Source organism: Altererythrobacter sp. TH136 (assembly GCF_007065885.1).
GTDB lineage: Bacteria > Pseudomonadota > Alphaproteobacteria > Sphingomonadales > Sphingomonadaceae > Tsuneonella.
Genome location: NZ_CP041409.1, coordinates 1471446 through 1487721, shown reverse-complemented (window position 1 = coordinate 1487721; position 16276 = coordinate 1471446). Strand labels below are relative to the sequence as shown.

General features: G+C 66.4%; 18 protein-coding genes and 1 riboswitch. Of the genes, 11 read left to right on the top strand and 7 right to left on the bottom strand.

What is annotated here, in order from left to right:
• Window positions 1-4: 4 nt before the first annotated feature.
• A complete protein-coding gene (locus C0V74_RS07170; protein WP_143252214.1) occupies window positions 5-820 on the top strand; it encodes an SDR family oxidoreductase in 816 nt (271 codons plus the stop codon).
• A gap of 17 nt (window positions 821-837) precedes the next feature.
• On the opposite strand, the gene C0V74_RS07165 is transcribed toward C0V74_RS07170, so the two are convergent.
• A complete protein-coding gene (locus C0V74_RS07165) occupies window positions 838-1623 on the bottom strand; it encodes a CPBP family glutamic-type intramembrane protease (protein WP_168194180.1) in 786 nt (261 codons plus the stop codon).
• Between the two features lie 48 nt (window positions 1624-1671).
• Here C0V74_RS07165 and C0V74_RS07160 point away from each other — a divergent pair, with 48 nt between their 5' ends.
• From C0V74_RS07160 to C0V74_RS07135, 6 genes are all read left to right on the top strand, one after another.
• Entirely contained in the window at window positions 1672-2415 is a 744-nt protein-coding gene (locus C0V74_RS07160; RefSeq protein WP_143251200.1) for a YebC/PmpR family DNA-binding transcriptional regulator, read from the top strand.
• A complete protein-coding gene (locus C0V74_RS07155; protein ID WP_143251199.1) occupies window positions 2416-2766 on the top strand; it encodes a DUF3147 family protein in 351 nt (116 codons plus the stop codon). It begins immediately after the preceding gene.
• Entirely contained in the window at window positions 2763-3230 is a 468-nt protein-coding gene (gene ruvC / locus C0V74_RS07150) for a crossover junction endodeoxyribonuclease RuvC (protein ID WP_143252213.1), read from the top strand. The genes C0V74_RS07155 and ruvC overlap by 4 nt, the downstream gene beginning before the upstream one ends.
• A gap of 159 nt (window positions 3231-3389) precedes the next feature.
• Entirely contained in the window at window positions 3390-3701 is a 312-nt protein-coding gene (locus C0V74_RS07145) for an antibiotic biosynthesis monooxygenase (RefSeq protein ID WP_143251198.1), read from the top strand.
• On the top strand, window positions 3698-4045 hold the full coding sequence (locus C0V74_RS07140) for an arsenate reductase (RefSeq protein ID WP_143251197.1): 348 nt from the start codon (window positions 3698-3700) through the stop codon (window positions 4043-4045). Before C0V74_RS07145 ends, C0V74_RS07140 begins: the two co-directional genes overlap by 4 nt.
• Window positions 4046-4076: 31 nt before the next feature.
• A complete protein-coding gene (locus C0V74_RS07135) occupies window positions 4077-5099 on the top strand; it encodes a glycerophosphodiester phosphodiesterase family protein (RefSeq protein WP_143251196.1) in 1023 nt (340 codons plus the stop codon).
• Here the strand turns inward: C0V74_RS07135 and ubiG are convergent.
• Window positions 5077-5850, bottom strand: coding sequence for a bifunctional 2-polyprenyl-6-hydroxyphenol methylase/3-demethylubiquinol 3-O-methyltransferase UbiG (gene ubiG, locus C0V74_RS07130; protein WP_143251195.1), 774 nt, complete (start codon window positions 5848-5850; stop codon window positions 5077-5079). The two genes, C0V74_RS07135 and ubiG, sit on opposite strands and share 23 nt — an antisense overlap.
• A 67-nt stretch (window positions 5851-5917) precedes the next feature.
• Between ubiG and C0V74_RS07125 the strand changes: the two genes are divergently transcribed.
• The 3 genes from C0V74_RS07125 to C0V74_RS07115 are packed head-to-tail and all read left to right on the top strand — an operon-like array spanning window position 5918 to window position 9407.
• On the top strand, window positions 5918-7183 hold the full coding sequence (locus tag C0V74_RS07125) for an aspartate kinase (RefSeq protein WP_210413471.1): 1266 nt from the start codon (window positions 5918-5920) through the stop codon (window positions 7181-7183).
• A 10-nt stretch (window positions 7184-7193) separates the two neighbouring features.
• Entirely contained in the window at window positions 7194-8357 is a 1164-nt protein-coding gene (purT, locus tag C0V74_RS07120; RefSeq protein WP_143251193.1) for a formate-dependent phosphoribosylglycinamide formyltransferase, read from the top strand.
• A 39-nt stretch (window positions 8358-8396) separates the two neighbouring features.
• Window positions 8397-9407 (top strand): nitronate monooxygenase, encoded by a 1011-nt coding sequence (locus C0V74_RS07115; RefSeq protein WP_143251192.1) that lies wholly within the window; start codon window positions 8397-8399, stop codon window positions 9405-9407.
• 2 nt (window positions 9408-9409) lie between these two features.
• On the opposite strand, the gene C0V74_RS07110 is transcribed toward C0V74_RS07115, so the two are convergent.
• The 3 genes from C0V74_RS07110 to C0V74_RS07100 all read right to left on the bottom strand — a co-directional run bounded on the left by C0V74_RS07110 (window position 9410) and on the right by C0V74_RS07100 (window position 12102).
• Entirely contained in the window at window positions 9410-9793 is a 384-nt protein-coding gene (locus C0V74_RS07110; protein WP_143251191.1) for a VOC family protein, read from the bottom strand.
• A gap of 52 nt (window positions 9794-9845) precedes the next feature.
• The gene (locus C0V74_RS07105; RefSeq protein ID WP_143252212.1) at window positions 9846-10409 is read right to left on the bottom strand and encodes a TMEM165/GDT1 family protein; all 564 of its coding nucleotides are present in this window, start codon (window positions 10407-10409) and stop codon (window positions 9846-9848) included.
• A gap of 96 nt (window positions 10410-10505) precedes the next feature.
• A riboswitch (yybP-ykoY riboswitch) is annotated at window positions 10506-10635 on the bottom strand.
• 42 nt (window positions 10636-10677) lie between these two features.
• Window positions 10678-12102, bottom strand: coding sequence for an aldehyde dehydrogenase family protein (locus tag C0V74_RS07100; RefSeq protein ID WP_143251190.1), 1425 nt, complete (start codon window positions 12100-12102; stop codon window positions 10678-10680).
• 186 nt (window positions 12103-12288) lie between these two features.
• Here C0V74_RS07100 and C0V74_RS07095 point away from each other — a divergent pair, with 186 nt between their 5' ends.
• Window positions 12289-13146 carry a dienelactone hydrolase family protein gene (locus C0V74_RS07095; protein WP_143251189.1) on the top strand — a complete coding sequence of 286 codons (858 nt, stop codon included), beginning with the start codon at window positions 12289-12291 and terminating at the stop codon, window positions 13144-13146.
• Here C0V74_RS07095 and C0V74_RS07090 read toward each other — a convergent pair.
• Together C0V74_RS07090 and C0V74_RS07085 are read right to left on the bottom strand one after the other, a co-directional pair.
• Entirely contained in the window at window positions 13143-14132 is a 990-nt protein-coding gene (locus tag C0V74_RS07090; protein WP_143251188.1) for an aldo/keto reductase, read from the bottom strand. The two genes, C0V74_RS07095 and C0V74_RS07090, sit on opposite strands and share 4 nt — an antisense overlap.
• A gap of 38 nt (window positions 14133-14170) precedes the next feature.
• On the bottom strand, window positions 14171-16270 hold the full coding sequence (locus C0V74_RS07085; RefSeq protein WP_143251187.1) for a TonB-dependent receptor plug domain-containing protein: 2100 nt from the start codon (window positions 16268-16270) through the stop codon (window positions 14171-14173).
• Window positions 16271-16276: the final 6 nt, after the last annotated feature.

The window sequence follows — 16276 nt, the reverse complement described above, 5'->3', positions numbered from 1 at the left end:
CCGGATGCCGGGGCATGAAAGCCAGATGGACGACAAGCCGGACTGGCAGCCGCGTTACCCCGGCTCCGGGCGGCTGGAGGGCAAGGTGGCGATCGTCACCGGCGGCGACAGCGGCATCGGCCGCGCGACCGCGATCCTGTTTGCGCGCGAAGGCGCCAAGGTCGCGATCGCCTATCTGGAAGAGGACGACGACGCGCAGTTCGTCGCCGACCGGATCGCGGAGGAAGGCAGCGAGGCGCTGCTCCACCGCGGCGATCTGGGTGACCCGGCGGTGGGGCAGGCGCTGGTCGACAAGGTGATCGAGAAGTGGGGCCGGCTCGATGTGCTGGTCAACAACGCGGGCGAACAGCATCCCGACAAGGACATCCGCGACATCACCGTCGAACAGCTCCAGCGCACGTTCCAGACCAACATCTTTTCGATGTTCTACCTTGTCCAGGCGGCGCGGCCGCACCTCAAGGAAGGGGCATCCATCATCAACTGCACCAGCATCACGATGTACGCGGGCGAGAAGGAACTGCTCGATTATTCCAGCACCAAGGGCGCGATCACCGCGTTCACGCGGTCGCTGTCGGCCAACCTGATCGAGGACGGCATTCGGGTCAACGGAGTGGCGCCGGGGCCGATCTGGACCCCGCTCAATCCATTCGGCGGTTCCTCGCCGGAAAAGATGAAGACCTTCGGCGAGGACACGCCGATGGGCCGGCCCGGCCAGCCCAACGAAGTTGCCCCTGCGTTCCTGTTCCTGGCGTGCGAGGATTCCAGCTACATGTCGGGGCAGGTGCTGCACCCCAACGGCGGGACGATTGTAAACGGGTAGGCGTCAACGGATAACGATCACTCCAGTCCCAGCAGCATCAGGGATGCGAACAGGGCGTTGTGCAGCGCGTGCAGGCTGATGTTGGTCAGCAGGCCGTGCTGCACGCGCACGAACCCCAGGATCAGGCCCAGCAGCAACTGGGGCAGGACCAGCGGCAGCATGGCGGCCATCGATGCCGCGCCCGCGCCCGCGAAATTGGACAGGTGGATCGCGGCAAACGCGAGCGTGCTGGCATAAAAGAACCAGGCGAAGTGCCGCTGGAACCAATGCAGAGCGTCCCGCTTGCGCAGGGCGAACACCGTGAGCGCGGCAAGCAGCAGCACCCCGCCGCCGGCGGCGATCGACCAGACGGCGACGCCACCGCTGCCGGCCGCTCCCGCCGCGGCGCCGCCCGCCACCAGCGCCGCGCCAATCACGCACAGCAGGCTGCCGATGATGTGGCCGGGCCGACCCGATAACCAGCCACGGAACAGTATTTCTTCCCCCACCGGGGCACCCACCAGCATGAACGCGAGCAGCGCGGGGGTCAGCTCCAGCCCGCCGAGCATGTGTTCGGGCAACTTGAAACCCAGCGCCGTCGCCGCGCCGATCGCGGCCAGCACCAGCGCCATCAGCAGCAGGTCAAGCACGAGCAGGGGCACCAGCGCGCGCAGCGATCCGGCCACCGACAGTTCGGCCCGATCGGGCAGCCGCGGGCGGCGCAGGAAAGCGGCGAACGCGCGCCATTGCGCCGGCACCCAGCCGCGGCCCGAACGCTGGCTGGTCGCTGGCGGCAGGGCGCCTCTTGTGGGTTGCCCGCTCATGCGGCTAATGCGCCCCCGTTCCATCTCACACTGGTCAAGAACGGACTTATGGCAGGCCATTCCAAGTTCAAAAACATCATGCACCGCAAGGGCGCGCAGGACAAGAAGCGCTCCGCGATGTTCTCGAAACTCAGCCGCGAAATCACGGTGGCCGCCAAGATGGGGGCGCCCGATCCGGACATGAACCCCCGGCTGCGGCTGGCGGTGAACAATGCCAAGTCGCTGTCGATGCCCAAGGACAACATCCAGCGCGCGATCGACAAGGCGAGCGCGAACGAAGGCGATGACTACGAGGAAATCCGCTACGAAGGATACGGCCCCGGCGGCGTCGCCCTGATCGTCGAGGCGCTGACCGACAACCGCAACCGGACCGCGACCAACGTGCGCACCGCGTTCGCCAAGAACGGCGGCAATCTCGGCGCCACCGGCGCGGTGAGCCACGGGTTCGAGCGCAAGGGCATGATCGAGTATCCGGAAAGCGCGGGCGATGAGGAAAAGGTCCTCGAAGCCGCGATCGAGGCGGGCGCGGACGATGTGGAGAGCGGCGAAGACGGTCACACAATCTGGACCGACATGGAAGCGTTGCACGAAGTGGCCGGCAATCTGGAAAAGGTGCTCGGCGAACCGGAATCGGTCAAGCTGGCGTGGAAGCCGAACCTGACGGTCGACGTCGCGGAAGGCGACGCGCCGACGCTGTTCAAGCTGGTCGACGCGCTGGAGGACGATGACGACGTGCAGACCGTGTGGGGCAACTACACCGTCAGTGACGAGATCGCCGAGACGCTCGGCTAGATGTGGGCGCTGGTCGCCAGGGCGCTGCTCGCCGGGGCGATGATCGCCGCCATCTCTGAAATCGGCCGGCGGCTGCCCGCGACTGCGGCGATCGTCGCCTCGCTGCCGCTGGTGTCGGTACTGGGCATGATCTTCCTGTGGCATCAACGGCCCGACGCGGAGAACATGGCGATCCATTCCGCGGCGACCTTCTGGTACGTGCTGCCCAGCTTGCCGATGTTCCTGATCATTCCGGTGCTGTTGCGGGCGGGCGCGGGCTTCTGGGGTTCGCTTCTGGCGGGCTGCCTGCTCACGGTGGTGCTCTATCTCGCCATGATGCATTTCGGCCCGCGGCTCGGGCTGCGGCTCTGATCATCCTCGGCCTCGATCCCTCGCTCAGTTGCACGGGCTGGGGCGTGGTGCGGTCGGAGGGTTCGCGGCTGACGCATGTCGCCAACGGGCAGGTGCCGACCGATGCCAAGGCGCCGATGGCCGAGCGGCTGCACCACCTCCATGATGCGGTCGCCGCGCTGATCTCGGTCCACGCCCCCGACCGCGTCGGGATCGAGGAGGTGTTCGTGAACAAGAACCCGCAATCGACGCTCAAGCTCGCGCAGGCGAGGGGCGCGGTCCTCGCCGCCTGCGGGCGGGCGGGCGTGCCGGTGCGCGAGCACGCAGCGCGGCTGGTCAAGAAAGCGGTGGTCGGCACCGGCGCTGCGGAAAAGGCGCAAGTGCAGGCGATGCTCAAGGTGCTGCTGCCTGGCGTCGCAGTCGCCGGGGCCGATGCCGCCGATGCGCTGGCAGTGGCGATTGCCGATGCGCATTTGGGGGGATGATTTTCCTACTCGGCGCTGCTTTGCTAAGCCCGTTTCCATGAGCTTCCCCGCTGCCCTTCCTGCCATTCGAATAAGAGGCACGGGCGAGCTCGGGATTTCTGGTCCAGAACAGTGTGACACGTGTGACACTTCTCCCACTGGCGGAGGGGGCAGCGGCTGATGTTCCTGGTCGTCTTCCGCAACCGCAAGCGCGCCGACCTGGATGCGGCCGCCTACTCCGCAGACGCCGACGAGATGGCCCGCATGGCCGCCGCCCAGCCCGGCTACCGCAGCTTCAAGTCGTACACCGCCGACGACGGCGAGGTGGTCGCGATCAGCGAGTGGGACGACGAGGCTTCGGCGCGAAGCTGGGGCCGCCTTGCCGAGCACCGCACAGTGCAGCACAAGGGCCGGACGAGTTACTACGCCAGTTACACGCTGTTCGCCTGCGCCGACCCGCGCATCCACCACTTTACCGGACCAGGATCATGACCATCGACTTCTACGGCATTCCCAACTGCGACACGGTGAAAAAGGCGCGGAGCTGGCTCGACGCCAAAGGCACGGCGTATACCTTCCACGACTACAAGAAGGAGGGCGCCCATCAGGACCGCCTGCGGGCGTGGGTCCAGGCGGTGGGCTGGGAAAAGCTGCTCAATCGCGGCGGCACCACCTTTCGCCAACTGGAGCCGGCGCAGAAGGAGCACCTCGATGCCGAAAAGGCGATTCGCCTGATGGCCGCGCATCCGTCGATGATTCGCCGTCCGGTGATCGAATGCGGAGACGGCCTGCTGGTCGGCTTCGACGAGGCGGAATGGTCCGCGAAGCTCGGCTGAGGTTCGTCGCGGCAACGATACGGTAAGCCCCATGCGCATCTTCCTTGCATTCGCCGCCCTGGCGCTCGCCATGCCGGCGCAGGCGCAGCTGATCATCGCGCATCGCGGCGCGAGCGGCGAGCGGCCGGAGCACACGTTGGCGGCGTACGAGCGCGCGATCGATGCAGGGGCGGACTTCATCGAGCCGGATCTGGTGGTGACCAAGGACCTCGTGCTGGTCGCCCGGCACGAGAACGAACTGTCGGACACCACCGATGTCGGCTCGCGCGATGAATTCACCGATCGGCGCCGGAGCAAGGAGATCGACGGTCGGCTGGTCAACGGCTGGTTTGCCGAGGACTTTACCCTGGCCGAGCTGCGGACGCTGCGCGCCCGCGAACGGCTGCCCGACCTGCGCCGCGCGAATGCCCGGTACGATGGCCTCTATCAGGTGCCGACGCTGGCGGAGATCGTCGCGCTGGTCCGCGCCAAGGAGGCCGAGCGGGGGCACCGCATCGGGCTCTATCCCGAACTCAAGCATCCCACATTTCTGCTTACCCAGGGAATCGACAGCGTCGATCTGTTGGTCACGGCTCTCCGCAAGGAAGGGCTGGATACGGCCGATGCGCCGGTCTTCATCCAGAGCTTCGAGGTGGCCCCGCTGAAGCGGCTCGACAAGCTCACCGACGCGCGGCTGGTGCAGCTGGTGTCGGCGGAAGGCGGGCCAGCGGACGAGGCGGCGGCTACCTATGCCGACATGCTCACGGCGACAGGCCTCGGAGAGATCGCCAAGTACGCCGATGCGATCGGCGCGGAGATGCGGCTGATCGCGGGCGCCGATGGCAAGCCGACCGGTCTGGTCGAACAGGCGCACGGCGCCGGCCTGAAAGTCCACGCCTGGACGTTGCGCAAGGAAAACGCTTTTCTCCCCGCATCGCTCAGGACGGGCAGCGATCCCGCCGTAGCCGGCGATTACGCGGCCGCCTGGGGCGTGCTCGCCGCCGCCGGGGTCGACGGGGTGTTCACCGATGATCCGGCTTTGGCGGCGCCGCTCAGGCGGTCCGCACGGCCGTGACGATGTAGTTCAGTGACAGGTCGGGCGAGAGGTGCAGGCCTTTCCCCGGCGAGAAGGCGATGCCCCGCGGCTCGCCCATCGTCAGCCCGGCGTCCGCTAGCAGCGCGCGCAGTTCGTCAGGCGTGATGAAATCGTCCCACCGGTGCGTGCCGCGCGGGATCATGCCAGCCGCCTCGGCCGCGTCGACCAGCAGCAGCTGCGAACGCCGGGTGCGGTTGGGGGTGGAGAGGACCATCAGGCCATCCGGCGCGAGCCGCGCGCCCAGATCGGTGACGAACGCCGACTTGTCGGCGACATGCTCGATCACTTCCATCGCGGTGACGAGATCGAAGGCGCCGTCGACCAACCCCACCTCCCCCGCCAGATAACGGATGGGGAGGCCGACACCCTCGGCATGCGCCTGCGCGACCGCCGCGTTCTCGGGCGCGGCGTCGATCCCGGTCACCGCCGCGCCCAACCGGGCAAGCGGTTCGCACAGCAATCCCGCCCCGCACCCGACATCGAGCGCGGTCCGGCCAGCGAGCGGACGCACGGCGTCCTGCGGGACCTGCCAGTGCCGGTCGATCGCGTCGCGGATGAAGCCCAGCCGCACCGGGTTCAAGCGGTGGAGCATGGCGGACGAACCCCTGGGATCCCACCAGTCGGCCGCCAGCCGCCCGAAATGTGCGGCCTCTTCGGCGCGGATCGTCAGCCCCGCCTGCTTTGGTCGGAGCAAAGAATTGATATCGGCAGGCTCGGTTGCATCGGTCATGCCCACTGCGTAACAGCGCGGCCGAGGCACTTCCAGCAGAGGCGAACACAGCTTGGCGCGGATCGTGATGAAATTCGGCGGCACGTCGATGGCCGGGACCGAGCGCATCCGCCGCGTGGCCAACATCGTGCGCAAGCAGGCGGCGGGCGGCAACGAGGTCGCAGTGGTGGTCTCCGCAATGGCGGGCGAAACCGACCGGCTCGTAAATTTCTGCCGCGAGGCCAACCCGCTTTACGACCCAGCTGAGTATGACGTGGTGGTCGCGAGCGGAGAACAGGTTACCAGCGGCCTCCTCGCCCTGACCCTGCAGGCGCTGGGCTGCCGGGCGCGCTCGTGGCTGGGCTGGCAGGTGCCGATCCGCACGATCGAGGCGCACGCCAAGGCACGGATCGAGGATATCGACAGTGATGCATTGCTCGCCAGCATGGCCGCGGGCGAGATCGCGGTCATCCCCGGGTTTCAGGGCGTCGGCCACGATGGTCGGGTAACCACGCTCGGGCGCGGCGGTTCCGATACTTCCGCGGTCGCGGTGGCGGCGGCGATCGGGGCGGACCGGTGCGACATCTACACCGATGTCGACGGGGTCTATACCACCGATCCCCGCATCGTCGCCAAGGCGCGCAAGCTGAAAGCGGTGACGTACGAGGAAATGCTCGAACTCGCGAGCGTGGGGGCCAAGGTGCTGCAGACCCGCTCCGTCGGCCTCGCGATGAAGGAGGGCGTGCGGGTGCAGGTCCTCTCGAGCTTCATCGGCGACGACGCGGTGCCCGCCGACGAGATTCCCGGCACGATGATCGTCTCGGAAAGCGAGATGGACGAAATATTGGAGAGAGGCGAAATGGAACGCCAGCACGTCACCGGCATCGCGCATGACAAGAACGAAGCCAAGATCATCCTCACCCGCGTGCCCGACAAGCCCGGCGCGGTGGCGCATATCTTCGAACCGCTCGCCGCAGCGAGCATCAACGTCGACATGATCATCCAGAACGTAGGCCGCGACAAGGGCGAGACCGACGTGACCTTCACCGTCCCGATGACCGACCTTGCGCGGGCGCAGGCGCTGCTGGAGGACCGGCGCGACGAGATCGGATTCAACCGGATCATCACCGACAGCAAGATCGCCAAGATCAGCGTCGTCGGCGTCGGCATGAAGAGCCACGCGGGCGTTGCCGCGACGATGTTCAAGAGCCTGGCCGAGCGGGCGATCAACATCCAGGCGATCTCCACCAGCGAAATCAAGGTCAGCGTCATGATCGACGAGGACGAGACCGAACTCGCCGTGCGCGTCCTCCACACCGCCTATGGCCTCGACGAGAGCGACGACGCAGCCTGAGGAACCGGCAATGAGCCATACGGCCACGATCCTGCTGCTCGGTTCCGGCGAGCTGGGACGCGAGTTCGTGATCTCCGCCAAGCGCCTTGGTGCGCGCGTGATCGCCTGCGATGCCTACGACAACGCCCCGGCGATGCAGCTCGCCGATGCGCGCGAGGTGTTCTCGATGCTCGACGGCGCGGCCCTGCGCGCCGTGGCCGAGAGACATCGGCCCGACTTCATCGTGCCCGAGATCGAGGCGATCCGCACCGAAGTTCTCGCCGAGCTGGAGCGGGAAGGGCTGACCATCGTGCCGTCAGCCCGCGCGGCGCAGCTGACCATGAACCGGGACGCGATCCGCGATCTGGCGGCGGAGGAGCTGGGCCTCGCCACCTCGCGTTATCGCTATGCCGAAAGCCTAGAACAAGTGCGCGAGGCGGCGGCCTTCACCGGCTTTCCGTGCGTGATCAAGCCGGTCATGTCGTCGAGCGGCAAGGGCCAGTCGACGGTCCGCTCGGCTGATGAGCTTCAGCCCGCCTGGGACACGGCCGTGGCCGGCATGCGCGGCGACCGTGCGCGGGTGATCGTCGAGGCGTTCATCGCGTTCGATTACGAGATCACCCTGCTCACGGTGCGCCACCGCGGCGGGGTCAGCTTCTGCCCGCCCATCGGCCACCGGCAGGAGCGCGGCGATTACATGGAGAGCTGGCAGCCAATCCCGATGTCGGACGCTGCGCTCGCGGAAGCGCAGGATATGGCCCGCAAGGTGGTCGACAATCTCGGTGGCCACGGCTTGTTTGGCGTCGAGTTCTTCGTCTCCGGCGAGCAGGTCATCTTTTCGGAGCTCAGCCCGCGTCCGCACGACACGGGCATGGTCACGCTGGCGAGCCAGAACCTGTCCGAATTCGACCTCCACGCCCGCGCGATCCTTGGCTTGCCGATCCCGCAGGCGATCCGCGCGCGTCCTGCCGCCTCGGCGGTGATTCTGGCTGACCGCGTCAGCGAGACCCTGTCTTACAGCGGGCTGGCGGAAGCCTTGGCGGAGGACGGCACCGACCTGCGGATATTCGCCAAGCCAACCAGCCGCCCGCATCGGCGCATGGGCGTGGCGCTCGCGACGGCGAACGGCATCGACGAGGCGCGGCGCAAAGCGCGCGATGCCGCTGCCAAGGTCGCGATCCACTACGGCCCGTGATGGTTGCCGCACGGTCTTCGCGCGCCTAAGCGCCTCGCCATGAACAGCTATTCCAGAACGCACGCACTGATGGCGCGCGGCCGCGCGTTCCTTGGCAGCGAGCATGCCATCCTGTGCGGCGCGATGAGCTGGGTGTCTGAGCGCAATCTTGTCTCCGCGATCAGCAATGCCGGCGGGTTTGGCGTGATCGCCTGCGGGGCGATGACGCCCGAACTGCTCGACGCGGAGATCGCCGCGACGAAAACGCTGACCGATAAGCCGTTCGGGGTGAACCTCATCACCATGCACCCGCAACTGACCGACCTGATCGCGGTGTGCGGCAGGCATGGGGTCGGGCACGTGGTGCTGGCCGGCGGGATCCCGCCCAAGGGCAGCGTGGAGGCGATCAAGGCTTTCGATGCCAAGGTGATCGTATTTGCGCCGACGCTGGCGCTCGCCAAGAAGCTGCTGCGATCAGGCGGTGACGCGCTGGTGATCGAGGGGATGGAGGCTGGCGGCCACATCGGCCCGGTCTCCACCAGCGTGCTGGCGCAGGAATTCCTGCCTGAACTGTCCGAGGATCACCTGGTGTTCGTCGCCGGCGGGATCGGGCGGGGCGAGGCGATCGCCGGATACCTGGAGATGGGCGCGGTTGGGGTCCAGCTCGGCACGCGCTTCGCCTGTGCCACTGAAAGCATTGCGCACCCGGATTTCAAGAAGGCTTTCTTCCGCGCCAGCGCGCGTGAGGCGGTCGCCAGCGTGCAGGTCGATCCGCGCCTGCCGGTCATCCCGGTCCGCGCGCTCAAGAACAAGGGCACCGAACTGTTCACCGCCAAACAGCGCGAAGTGGCGCAGGCGCTGGATGGCGAAAGCCTGGAGATGGCCGAGGCGCAGCTGCAGATCGAGCATTACTGGGCTGGTGCCCTGCGCCGCGCGGTGATCGACGGGGATATCGAGAACGGCAGCCTGATGGCGGGCCAGTCGGTCGGCATGGTCAAGGCGGAAGAGCCCGTGGCCGGCATCATGGCCCAGCTGATGAGCCAGTGCGAGGCCGCGCTCGCCCGCCGCTGAGCTCAGGCCATCGGCCTGGGCTCCCACAATTCGATCTTGCGCCCATCGGGGTCCATGATGTGCGCGAACCGGCCGTTCGGTTCATCCAGGATTTGCATCACCGGTTGCACCCCTTCTCGCGCGCATCGCTCCAGCATCGCCGCCAGGTCATCGACCATCAGGTTGATCATGAAGCGTTCTGCAGACGGCGCGAAATACTCTGTCTCTGCCTTGAACGGGCTGAACACGGTGCCGGAGCCCGGATGCGCCGCCGCGGTTTGTGGAAGGAATACCACGCCGCCCCAATCTTCGAAGGGGATGCCCAGCACGCGGCCATACCACTCGCGCGTCGCCGCGGGGTCGTTCGCCTTGAAGAAGATGCCGCCCACCCCGATCACCTGAGCCATCACCCGATCCCTCCTGAAAGTGCGGCCATCCTACTCGCTTGCGGCACAGCCGCTAGAGCGCATCGACCAGCATCCATATACCGACGCCCACGAACAGGGCGGCAGCCGCGATGCGCACGGCATTCAGCGACACGCGCCTGATCAGCGCATTGCCGAGCAGCACGGCCGGCACGTTGGCGATCATCATGCCGATCGTGGTTCCAGCCGCGACTGCCAGCACGTCGTGATATTGGGCGCCCAGGGCAACCGTGGCGAGCTGGGTCTTGTCCCCCATTTCGACCAGGAAAAAGGCGACCAGCGTGGTGAAGAACGCACCGCGCGCGGAGACCGCCGGCGCATCGCCCTCTTCGAACTTGTCAGGCACAAGGGTCCACAGGCCCATCGCGACGAAGCTGAGCGCCACGATGATGCGGAACGTCTGCCCCGCAAAGAAGTCCGCCGCCAGGCTGCCGGCCCAGGCGGCGAGAGCATGGTTGAGAAGGGTCGCCACGAAGATGCCGGCGATGATCGGCAAAGGGCGGCGGAAGCGGGTGGCGAGCACGATCGCTAGCAGCATGGTCTTGTCGCCGATCTCGGCGAGCGCGACCAGAGCAGTGGAGGTGAGCAGGGGTTCCAGCACTGTCGTGTTCCGGTGCCGGGCGGGTGAGACAAGCAACGGCACCGCGGCCCACCCGCCCGGCTTGGCGGGGGCGCAATGCCATTGGTCTTGCCTGGATCGCGCAAGGGCGGCCGTGGCCGCCGTCGCAATCCCCCTGCCGCCATGACCTCTCGGTCAAGTATGTTGACGGCGGGGCGGACACCGCGGGCGATGTCCTTCGGGCTACTCCCCAGATGACGGGGGCGCGATTAGAGCAACCCCCGCCTCCCGTCGAGTCTTGCTTGCATCAGGCGAACGCGTCTTTCTTGACGGTGATCACCTGCGCGTAGGTGAACTCCTTCAATCCCTCAACGCCGTACTCGGCGCCAAAGCCTGACTGCTTGTGCCCGCCAAACGGTGCGAACGGCGACAGGTGCAGGTATTCGTTGACCCAGACGGTGCCGGTTTCCAGCTGTTCGGCGACCTCGACACCCTTGGCCGGATCGGCGGTCCACACCGCGCCGGCGAGGCCGTATTCCGAGTTGTTGGCCCGCTCGATCGCTTCCTCGGTCGTTGCAAACTTCATCAGCGGCATGACCGGGCCGAACTGTTCCTCGGCCACGATCCGTGCATCCTCCGGCGGATTGTCGAGGATGGTGATTGGCACGTAGTAGCCGGTGCCCGACGGGTCGACATCGCCGCCGGTCAGGAACTTGTAGCCGTTGTCCTTGGCATCCTGGATCAGCTCACACACGCGGTCGAACTGCTTCTTGTTCTGGATCGGGCCGACGCCGGTGCCCTGCTGCGCCCCGTCGCCGACGGTTACGTTCTTCGCGTAATCCGCGATGGCCTGCGACAGTTCGTCGTAGATATCCTCGTGGATGTAGATGCGCTTCGCCGCGACGCAGATCTGGCCCGCGTTGGAAAAGCTCGACCAGAACAGCTGTTCGGCGACCTTGGACACATCGGCATCGGGCAGCACGATCGAGGCGTCATTGCCGCCCAGTTCCAGCGTGATGCGCTTCAGATCCTTGGACGCGCCTTCCATGATCTTCTTCCCCGTTGCGGTGGAGCCGGTGAAGGTGATCTTGTCGATGTCCGGGTGCTCGGTGATCAGCGGGCCAAGAGTGTCTTCGCCGGTGATGATGTTGACCGTCCCGGCGGGCACCACGTCCTTGATCAATTCGGCGATGCGCAGCGTGGTCAGCGGCGTGAACGGACTGGGCTTGAGCACGATGGTGCAGCCCGACAGCAGGGCCGGCGCGATCTTCTGGATCGCCATCATCACGGGAAAGTTCCACGGCACGATCCCGCCGACCACGCCCACCGGCACGCGGCGGGTGCGGCTAAGGCGCTGCTCGTCGTCCTGGTTGATGACTTCATCGAGGTTGAGCGTCGATTGCGCGGCGGCCATGCCGGCGGCACCGAACACCTCCATCTGCGCCTGCGCGTGCGGCTTGCCCTGCTCGGTCGTAAGCAGGCGGAACAGTTCGTCGGCGTTGTCCTTGATCGCGGCGGAGATGCCCTGGATCACCTTGCGGCGCTCGTCGATCGGGGTGGCCTTCCACGTCTTGAATGCCCGGCGGGCAGCGGCCACCGCACGGTCAAGTTCCTCCTTGCCGCACGAGGGTACGAGCGCGATCACCTGCTCGTTGGCGGGATTCAGCACCTCCATCGTCGCGTCGGTGGTGATGAGTTCGCCGTCGATCAGGCAGGGATAAGTCTCGGGCATCGGTCTCTCCGCTAGTCAGTGGAATCGGTTTCGCGCGGCAACCTACCATGCCGATGCACAGCGCCAAGCGCTTATTGGCTGCGGCCATACCGCCTAAAGCCGGTATCGACTTTCCCCGCGATGTCTTGTTGTGGACCCATCGCCGGGCGCTGCTAAGCTGGGCGAAACAGACAGGAGAGACCGGCGATGTGCGACGAAACCGATCTGGAACAGTTTGCCAAGCGGGGCATGACCCGGCGCGGGTTCGCGGCCACCGGCGCGCTGGCCGGGCTGGCCGCCTGCACCTCGCTGGAAAGCGGCGCCGGCGCGAGCGGCCTGACCGAAAGCATGGTCACCATCCCCACCGCCGACGGGATCATGGACGCGTTCTTTGTACACCCCGCCAAGGCAGCGCCTGCGGTCATCCTGTGGCCCGACATCGCCGGCGTGCGCGAAGCGAAAAAGGTCATGGCGCGCCGGCTTGCGAGCGAAGGCTACGCGGTGATCGTGCCGAACCCCTATTTCCGCGACGTGACCGCGATGCAATTCGCCGATTTCGCCGATTTCGTGGCGAAAAAGGGGTTTGAGAAAGTGGCGCCGTGGCGCGCCAAGGTGTCATTCGAAACGATCACCCGCGACGCGCGCGCGCTCACGGCCTGGCTCGACGGGCAAAAGGCCGTGGACCGGACGCGGGGAATCGGCAACCAGGGCTACTGCATGACCGGCAGCTACACGATCTACAGCGCGGCAGCGGCGCCCCAGCGGATCAAAGCGGCGGCGAGTTTCCACGGCGGCGGTCTGGTGTCGGACAAACCGACCAGTCCGCATCGCATATTGCAGTCCGGTGCCGGCTACCTGATCGCGATCGCGCGCGACGATGATGCCAAGCAGCCGTCCGCGAAAACCGAACTGCGCCAGGCGTTGACCGCCTCCGGCGCGGCGGGAGAGGTCGAGGTGTATCCTGCCGACCACGGTTGGTGTGTGCTCGATAGCCCGGCCTACGATACGGTCCAGGCCGATCGCGCCTGGGGCCAGCTGCTGGCGCTATACGCGCGCCAGCTTTAGGCAAACTCCTCGGTATCGACCGAAGCCTGCGCCGCGGGTGAGTAACGCGGGCCGCTGACGCTATCGTGGTTGATCAGCGCGCCCGCCTGCTCCAGCAGGCCCGCGGGCACGTCGAGCGACAGGGTGGCGAAGTTCTCCTCCAGGTGGGCGCTGCTGGTGGTGCCGGGGATCACGTGCACGTGAGGCCCCTGCGCCAGCAGCCAGGCGAGCGCGAGTTGCGCGGGAGCGATGCCCGCTTCCGCTGCCAGCGCATCGAACTGGTCGATCAGCGCCCGGTTCTTGGGCCAGTTGTCGGGGTCGAAGCGAGGCATCGTCCGCCGCAGGTCCTTGTCCCCAAGCGTGCCGGGATCGCGCAATTCGCCGCCCAGCGCGCCGCGTGCCACCGGCGAAAACGCCACGAACGCGATGCCGAGTTCACGCGTGGTCTCTAGCACTGCGATCTCGGGGTTGCGGGTCCACAGCGAGTATTCGGTCTGCACGGCGGCCATCGGGTGCACGGCATGGGCTTCGCGGATGTGATCGGCGCCCCATTCCGAGACGCCATAAGCGCCGATCTTGCCCGCTGCGATGGCTCCCGCCAGCGCCCCGACCATGTCCGCCACCGGCACCTTGCGGTCCAGCCGGTGCATGTAGAACAGGTCGATATGGTCAGTCTTCAGCCGCGCCAGGCTCTCATCGAGCGAGGCGAGCATCGCTTCGGGGCGGCAGTCGATCCCGCGCCCCGCACCCTGCACGACGATGCCGGTCTTGCTGGCGAGCAGGAAGTCGCCGCGCCGGTGCATGATCGCTTCGCCCAGCAGCGTCTCGTTGCGGCCAAGGCCGTAGATGTTTGACGTGTCGAAGTGATCGTAGCCCAGGTCGAGCGCACGCTCCAGCAGGCGGATCTTGTCGGCGTGCGGCGGCGGATCTCCATAAGCCCACGACAGGTTCATGCAGCCGAGGCCCACGGGGTGGACCATGCGACCGGCGAGTGCGCGCTTCTTCATGCGCACGCTCTATCGTGCAGCGTTGGGAGGGGGAAGGACTAGAAGTTGCCGCGCACCGACAGGCTGAAGATCGGTCCGATCAGGCGGTCGCGATCCTCGATGAAGGAGATCGGGGTCACCCCGCGAAGGCCCGTGTAGACTTCGCGGTAGCGGCGGGACCGGGCGTTGAGAATGTTATCGACCGCGGCTCTCACGGTCAGCCCGGCCACGTCCTTGTTCTCCACAAACACGCCCGCGAATACCGGCCCCTCCCAGGTGCGATCGACCGAATTGCTGCGATAGCGCGGTTCGAAGTGGGTGTAATTGGCATCGGCGCCGAACGCCCAGTCGGTCTGCGGCATGTCGTAGCGCAAGGCCACGTTGAGCTGACGGGTGGCGAAATTGCTCCACTGGCGATTCTCACCAGTGAACGGATCGCGCAGCCCGGATTCCTGGATCACACCCGTCACGTCGAGCTTCAGCCCCTTGAGCCCCATGGGATCGAACTTGATGGTGCTGGTGGAAATGAACGCTGCCGCCCAGCTCTTGGCGATGTTACCGACCGCTTCGCCGCCGCCAGCGACGGGGATGATGTCCACGTAATCCTCAACATCGCGGTAGATCAGGCGGAACTGCTGGGAACCCCAGGGGCCCTGCTTTTTGTTGAACTCGGCTTCGTAGCTCCAGTCCTGCTGCGGCAGCAGGTCGATGTTGCCTTCGTTGGCATTCCCGTCGTTGAGGAATGCGCGGGCCAGGAAGTTGTAGAAGTTCAGCTGCAGCACGCGGCGGCGGATCTTGAGCGAAGCGTCGAAGTCCTCGCTCGGTTTCCAGGCGAGGGAAAGCGTGCCCTTGGGCCGGAAAAACGAGCGGGTCAGGCCGTTCGCCCCGGTCTGCGCGATGGTCGAAGTCTCCGCGCCGCCGATCAGCTGGAACGACAGCGTATCGGTCAGCTTGCGGCCGAAACTCAGCAGCGCCTCGTAGCGGTCTTCCTTCACCCCGCCGGTCCCCTCAGGGAACGGGATTTCGGTGAACTCGCCCGAAGGGGCGAGCACGAACAGGCCCGAAACGTTATCCAGCGTGTTGAACGCCGCTTCACCCGAAAGCTGCCAGTCGCCGCCGAACATCTTCCAGCTGTATTCGCCCCGCGCGACGGTCTCAGCGAGGTTGCCGGTCTGCGTGAAGCGATCGCCCACGGCAGCGCTGCCGTCGTCGAATTCGGTCAGGGTCTGCTGCAGATAAGGCTCGTGACTATAACTCCGCAGGCCGATCAGCTTGAGCTTGCCGGGGCCAAGGCCGAACTCGTAATCTCCGCCCAGCTCGTAATTCCAGGTGTCGTTGCGCTCGATCAGGGTACGAACCCGGTCCGGCAGCCCCGTCGGCTGGCGCAAACCCCGTTCGTCGTAGCGCGAATAGGTGCGCTGGTAGTGCGCGTTTGCGTGCGCCACGCTGCCGCCCGCGCCGTTCCAGGTCACTTTGCCCGAAATCTTGGGTGCATCATAATTGCTCGTCCACGTATCGGACCGCAGTTCGGTAAGTACATTGTCCCGATCGAGGATCCGCGTGGGCCCGCCCGCCGCGCTGCGCCCCGCATCGCTGTTGTCGATGCCGGCTTCGTACTCGAGCGCCCCGCTGCGCCCGCTGACCGACACGCTACCACGGGTAAACAGCGGATCGGCATAATGCGCGCGCACCTGGCCGGTCCAGGCAAACTGCCCCGACAGAGCGTTCGACTGATACACGATGTTGGCGACCTGGCCCGACAAGCCGGGGATATCGAGGGTGGCGCCATCGACGATCTCGATCCGCTCCACGTTGGTGGCGGGAATGCGGGTAAGCAGGTTGAACAGCGATTCCGATTTGGTCGAGGACCGCTTGCCGTTGAACAGCACGTTGCCGGTCGCCTGGCCCAACCCGCGCAATTGCTCGCTCTCGCGAATATTGAAGCCGGGAATCTGCTGGATCATGTCGGCCGCGGTCTTGGGCGCGTAGCGGGCGAAATCAGCCGGCGTGTAGACTTGCCGGCCCGCGGGCGCCTCGGTGGGCGAGGCGACCTCGGTCGACTGGGGCGGGGCGGCGTCACCGGTCTCCACGTCCTGCGCCGCAGCCGGCGACACGAAGGCTGCGCTGCACAGCAACGTGGCAGCCACGGTCAACTTCATAGATCT

Coding starts and splice junctions, on each gene's coding strand:
- C0V74_RS07155 (WP_143251199.1), top strand. CDS start 2,416: ATGTGGGCGCTGGTCGCCAGGGCGCTGCTCGCCGGGGCGATGATCGCC.
- purT (WP_143251193.1), top strand. CDS start 7,194: ATGAGCCATACGGCCACGATCCTGCTGCTCGGTTCCGGCGAGCTGGGA.
- C0V74_RS07160 (WP_143251200.1), top strand. CDS start 1,672: ATGGCAGGCCATTCCAAGTTCAAAAACATCATGCACCGCAAGGGCGCG.
- C0V74_RS07170 (WP_143252214.1), top strand. CDS start 5: ATGCCGGGGCATGAAAGCCAGATGGACGACAAGCCGGACTGGCAGCCG.
- C0V74_RS07100 (WP_143251190.1), bottom strand. CDS start 12,102: ATGCCCGAGACTTATCCCTGCCTGATCGACGGCGAACTCATCACCACC.
- C0V74_RS07140 (WP_143251197.1), top strand. CDS start 3,698: ATGACCATCGACTTCTACGGCATTCCCAACTGCGACACGGTGAAAAAG.
- C0V74_RS07110 (WP_143251191.1), bottom strand. CDS start 9,793: ATGGCTCAGGTGATCGGGGTGGGCGGCATCTTCTTCAAGGCGAACGAC.
- C0V74_RS07095 (WP_143251189.1), top strand. CDS start 12,289: ATGTGCGACGAAACCGATCTGGAACAGTTTGCCAAGCGGGGCATGACC.
- C0V74_RS07085 (WP_143251187.1), bottom strand. CDS start 16,270: ATGAAGTTGACCGTGGCTGCCACGTTGCTGTGCAGCGCAGCCTTCGTG.
- C0V74_RS07090 (WP_143251188.1), bottom strand. CDS start 14,132: ATGAAGAAGCGCGCACTCGCCGGTCGCATGGTCCACCCCGTGGGCCTC.
- C0V74_RS07165 (WP_168194180.1), bottom strand. CDS start 1,623: ATGAGCGGGCAACCCACAAGAGGCGCCCTGCCGCCAGCGACCAGCCAG.
- C0V74_RS07145 (WP_143251198.1), top strand. CDS start 3,390: ATGTTCCTGGTCGTCTTCCGCAACCGCAAGCGCGCCGACCTGGATGCG.
- C0V74_RS07115 (WP_143251192.1), top strand. CDS start 8,397: ATGAACAGCTATTCCAGAACGCACGCACTGATGGCGCGCGGCCGCGCG.
- C0V74_RS07135 (WP_143251196.1), top strand. CDS start 4,077: ATGCGCATCTTCCTTGCATTCGCCGCCCTGGCGCTCGCCATGCCGGCG.
- ubiG (WP_143251195.1), bottom strand. CDS start 5,850: ATGACCGATGCAACCGAGCCTGCCGATATCAATTCTTTGCTCCGACCA.
- C0V74_RS07125 (WP_210413471.1), top strand. CDS start 5,918: ATGAAATTCGGCGGCACGTCGATGGCCGGGACCGAGCGCATCCGCCGC.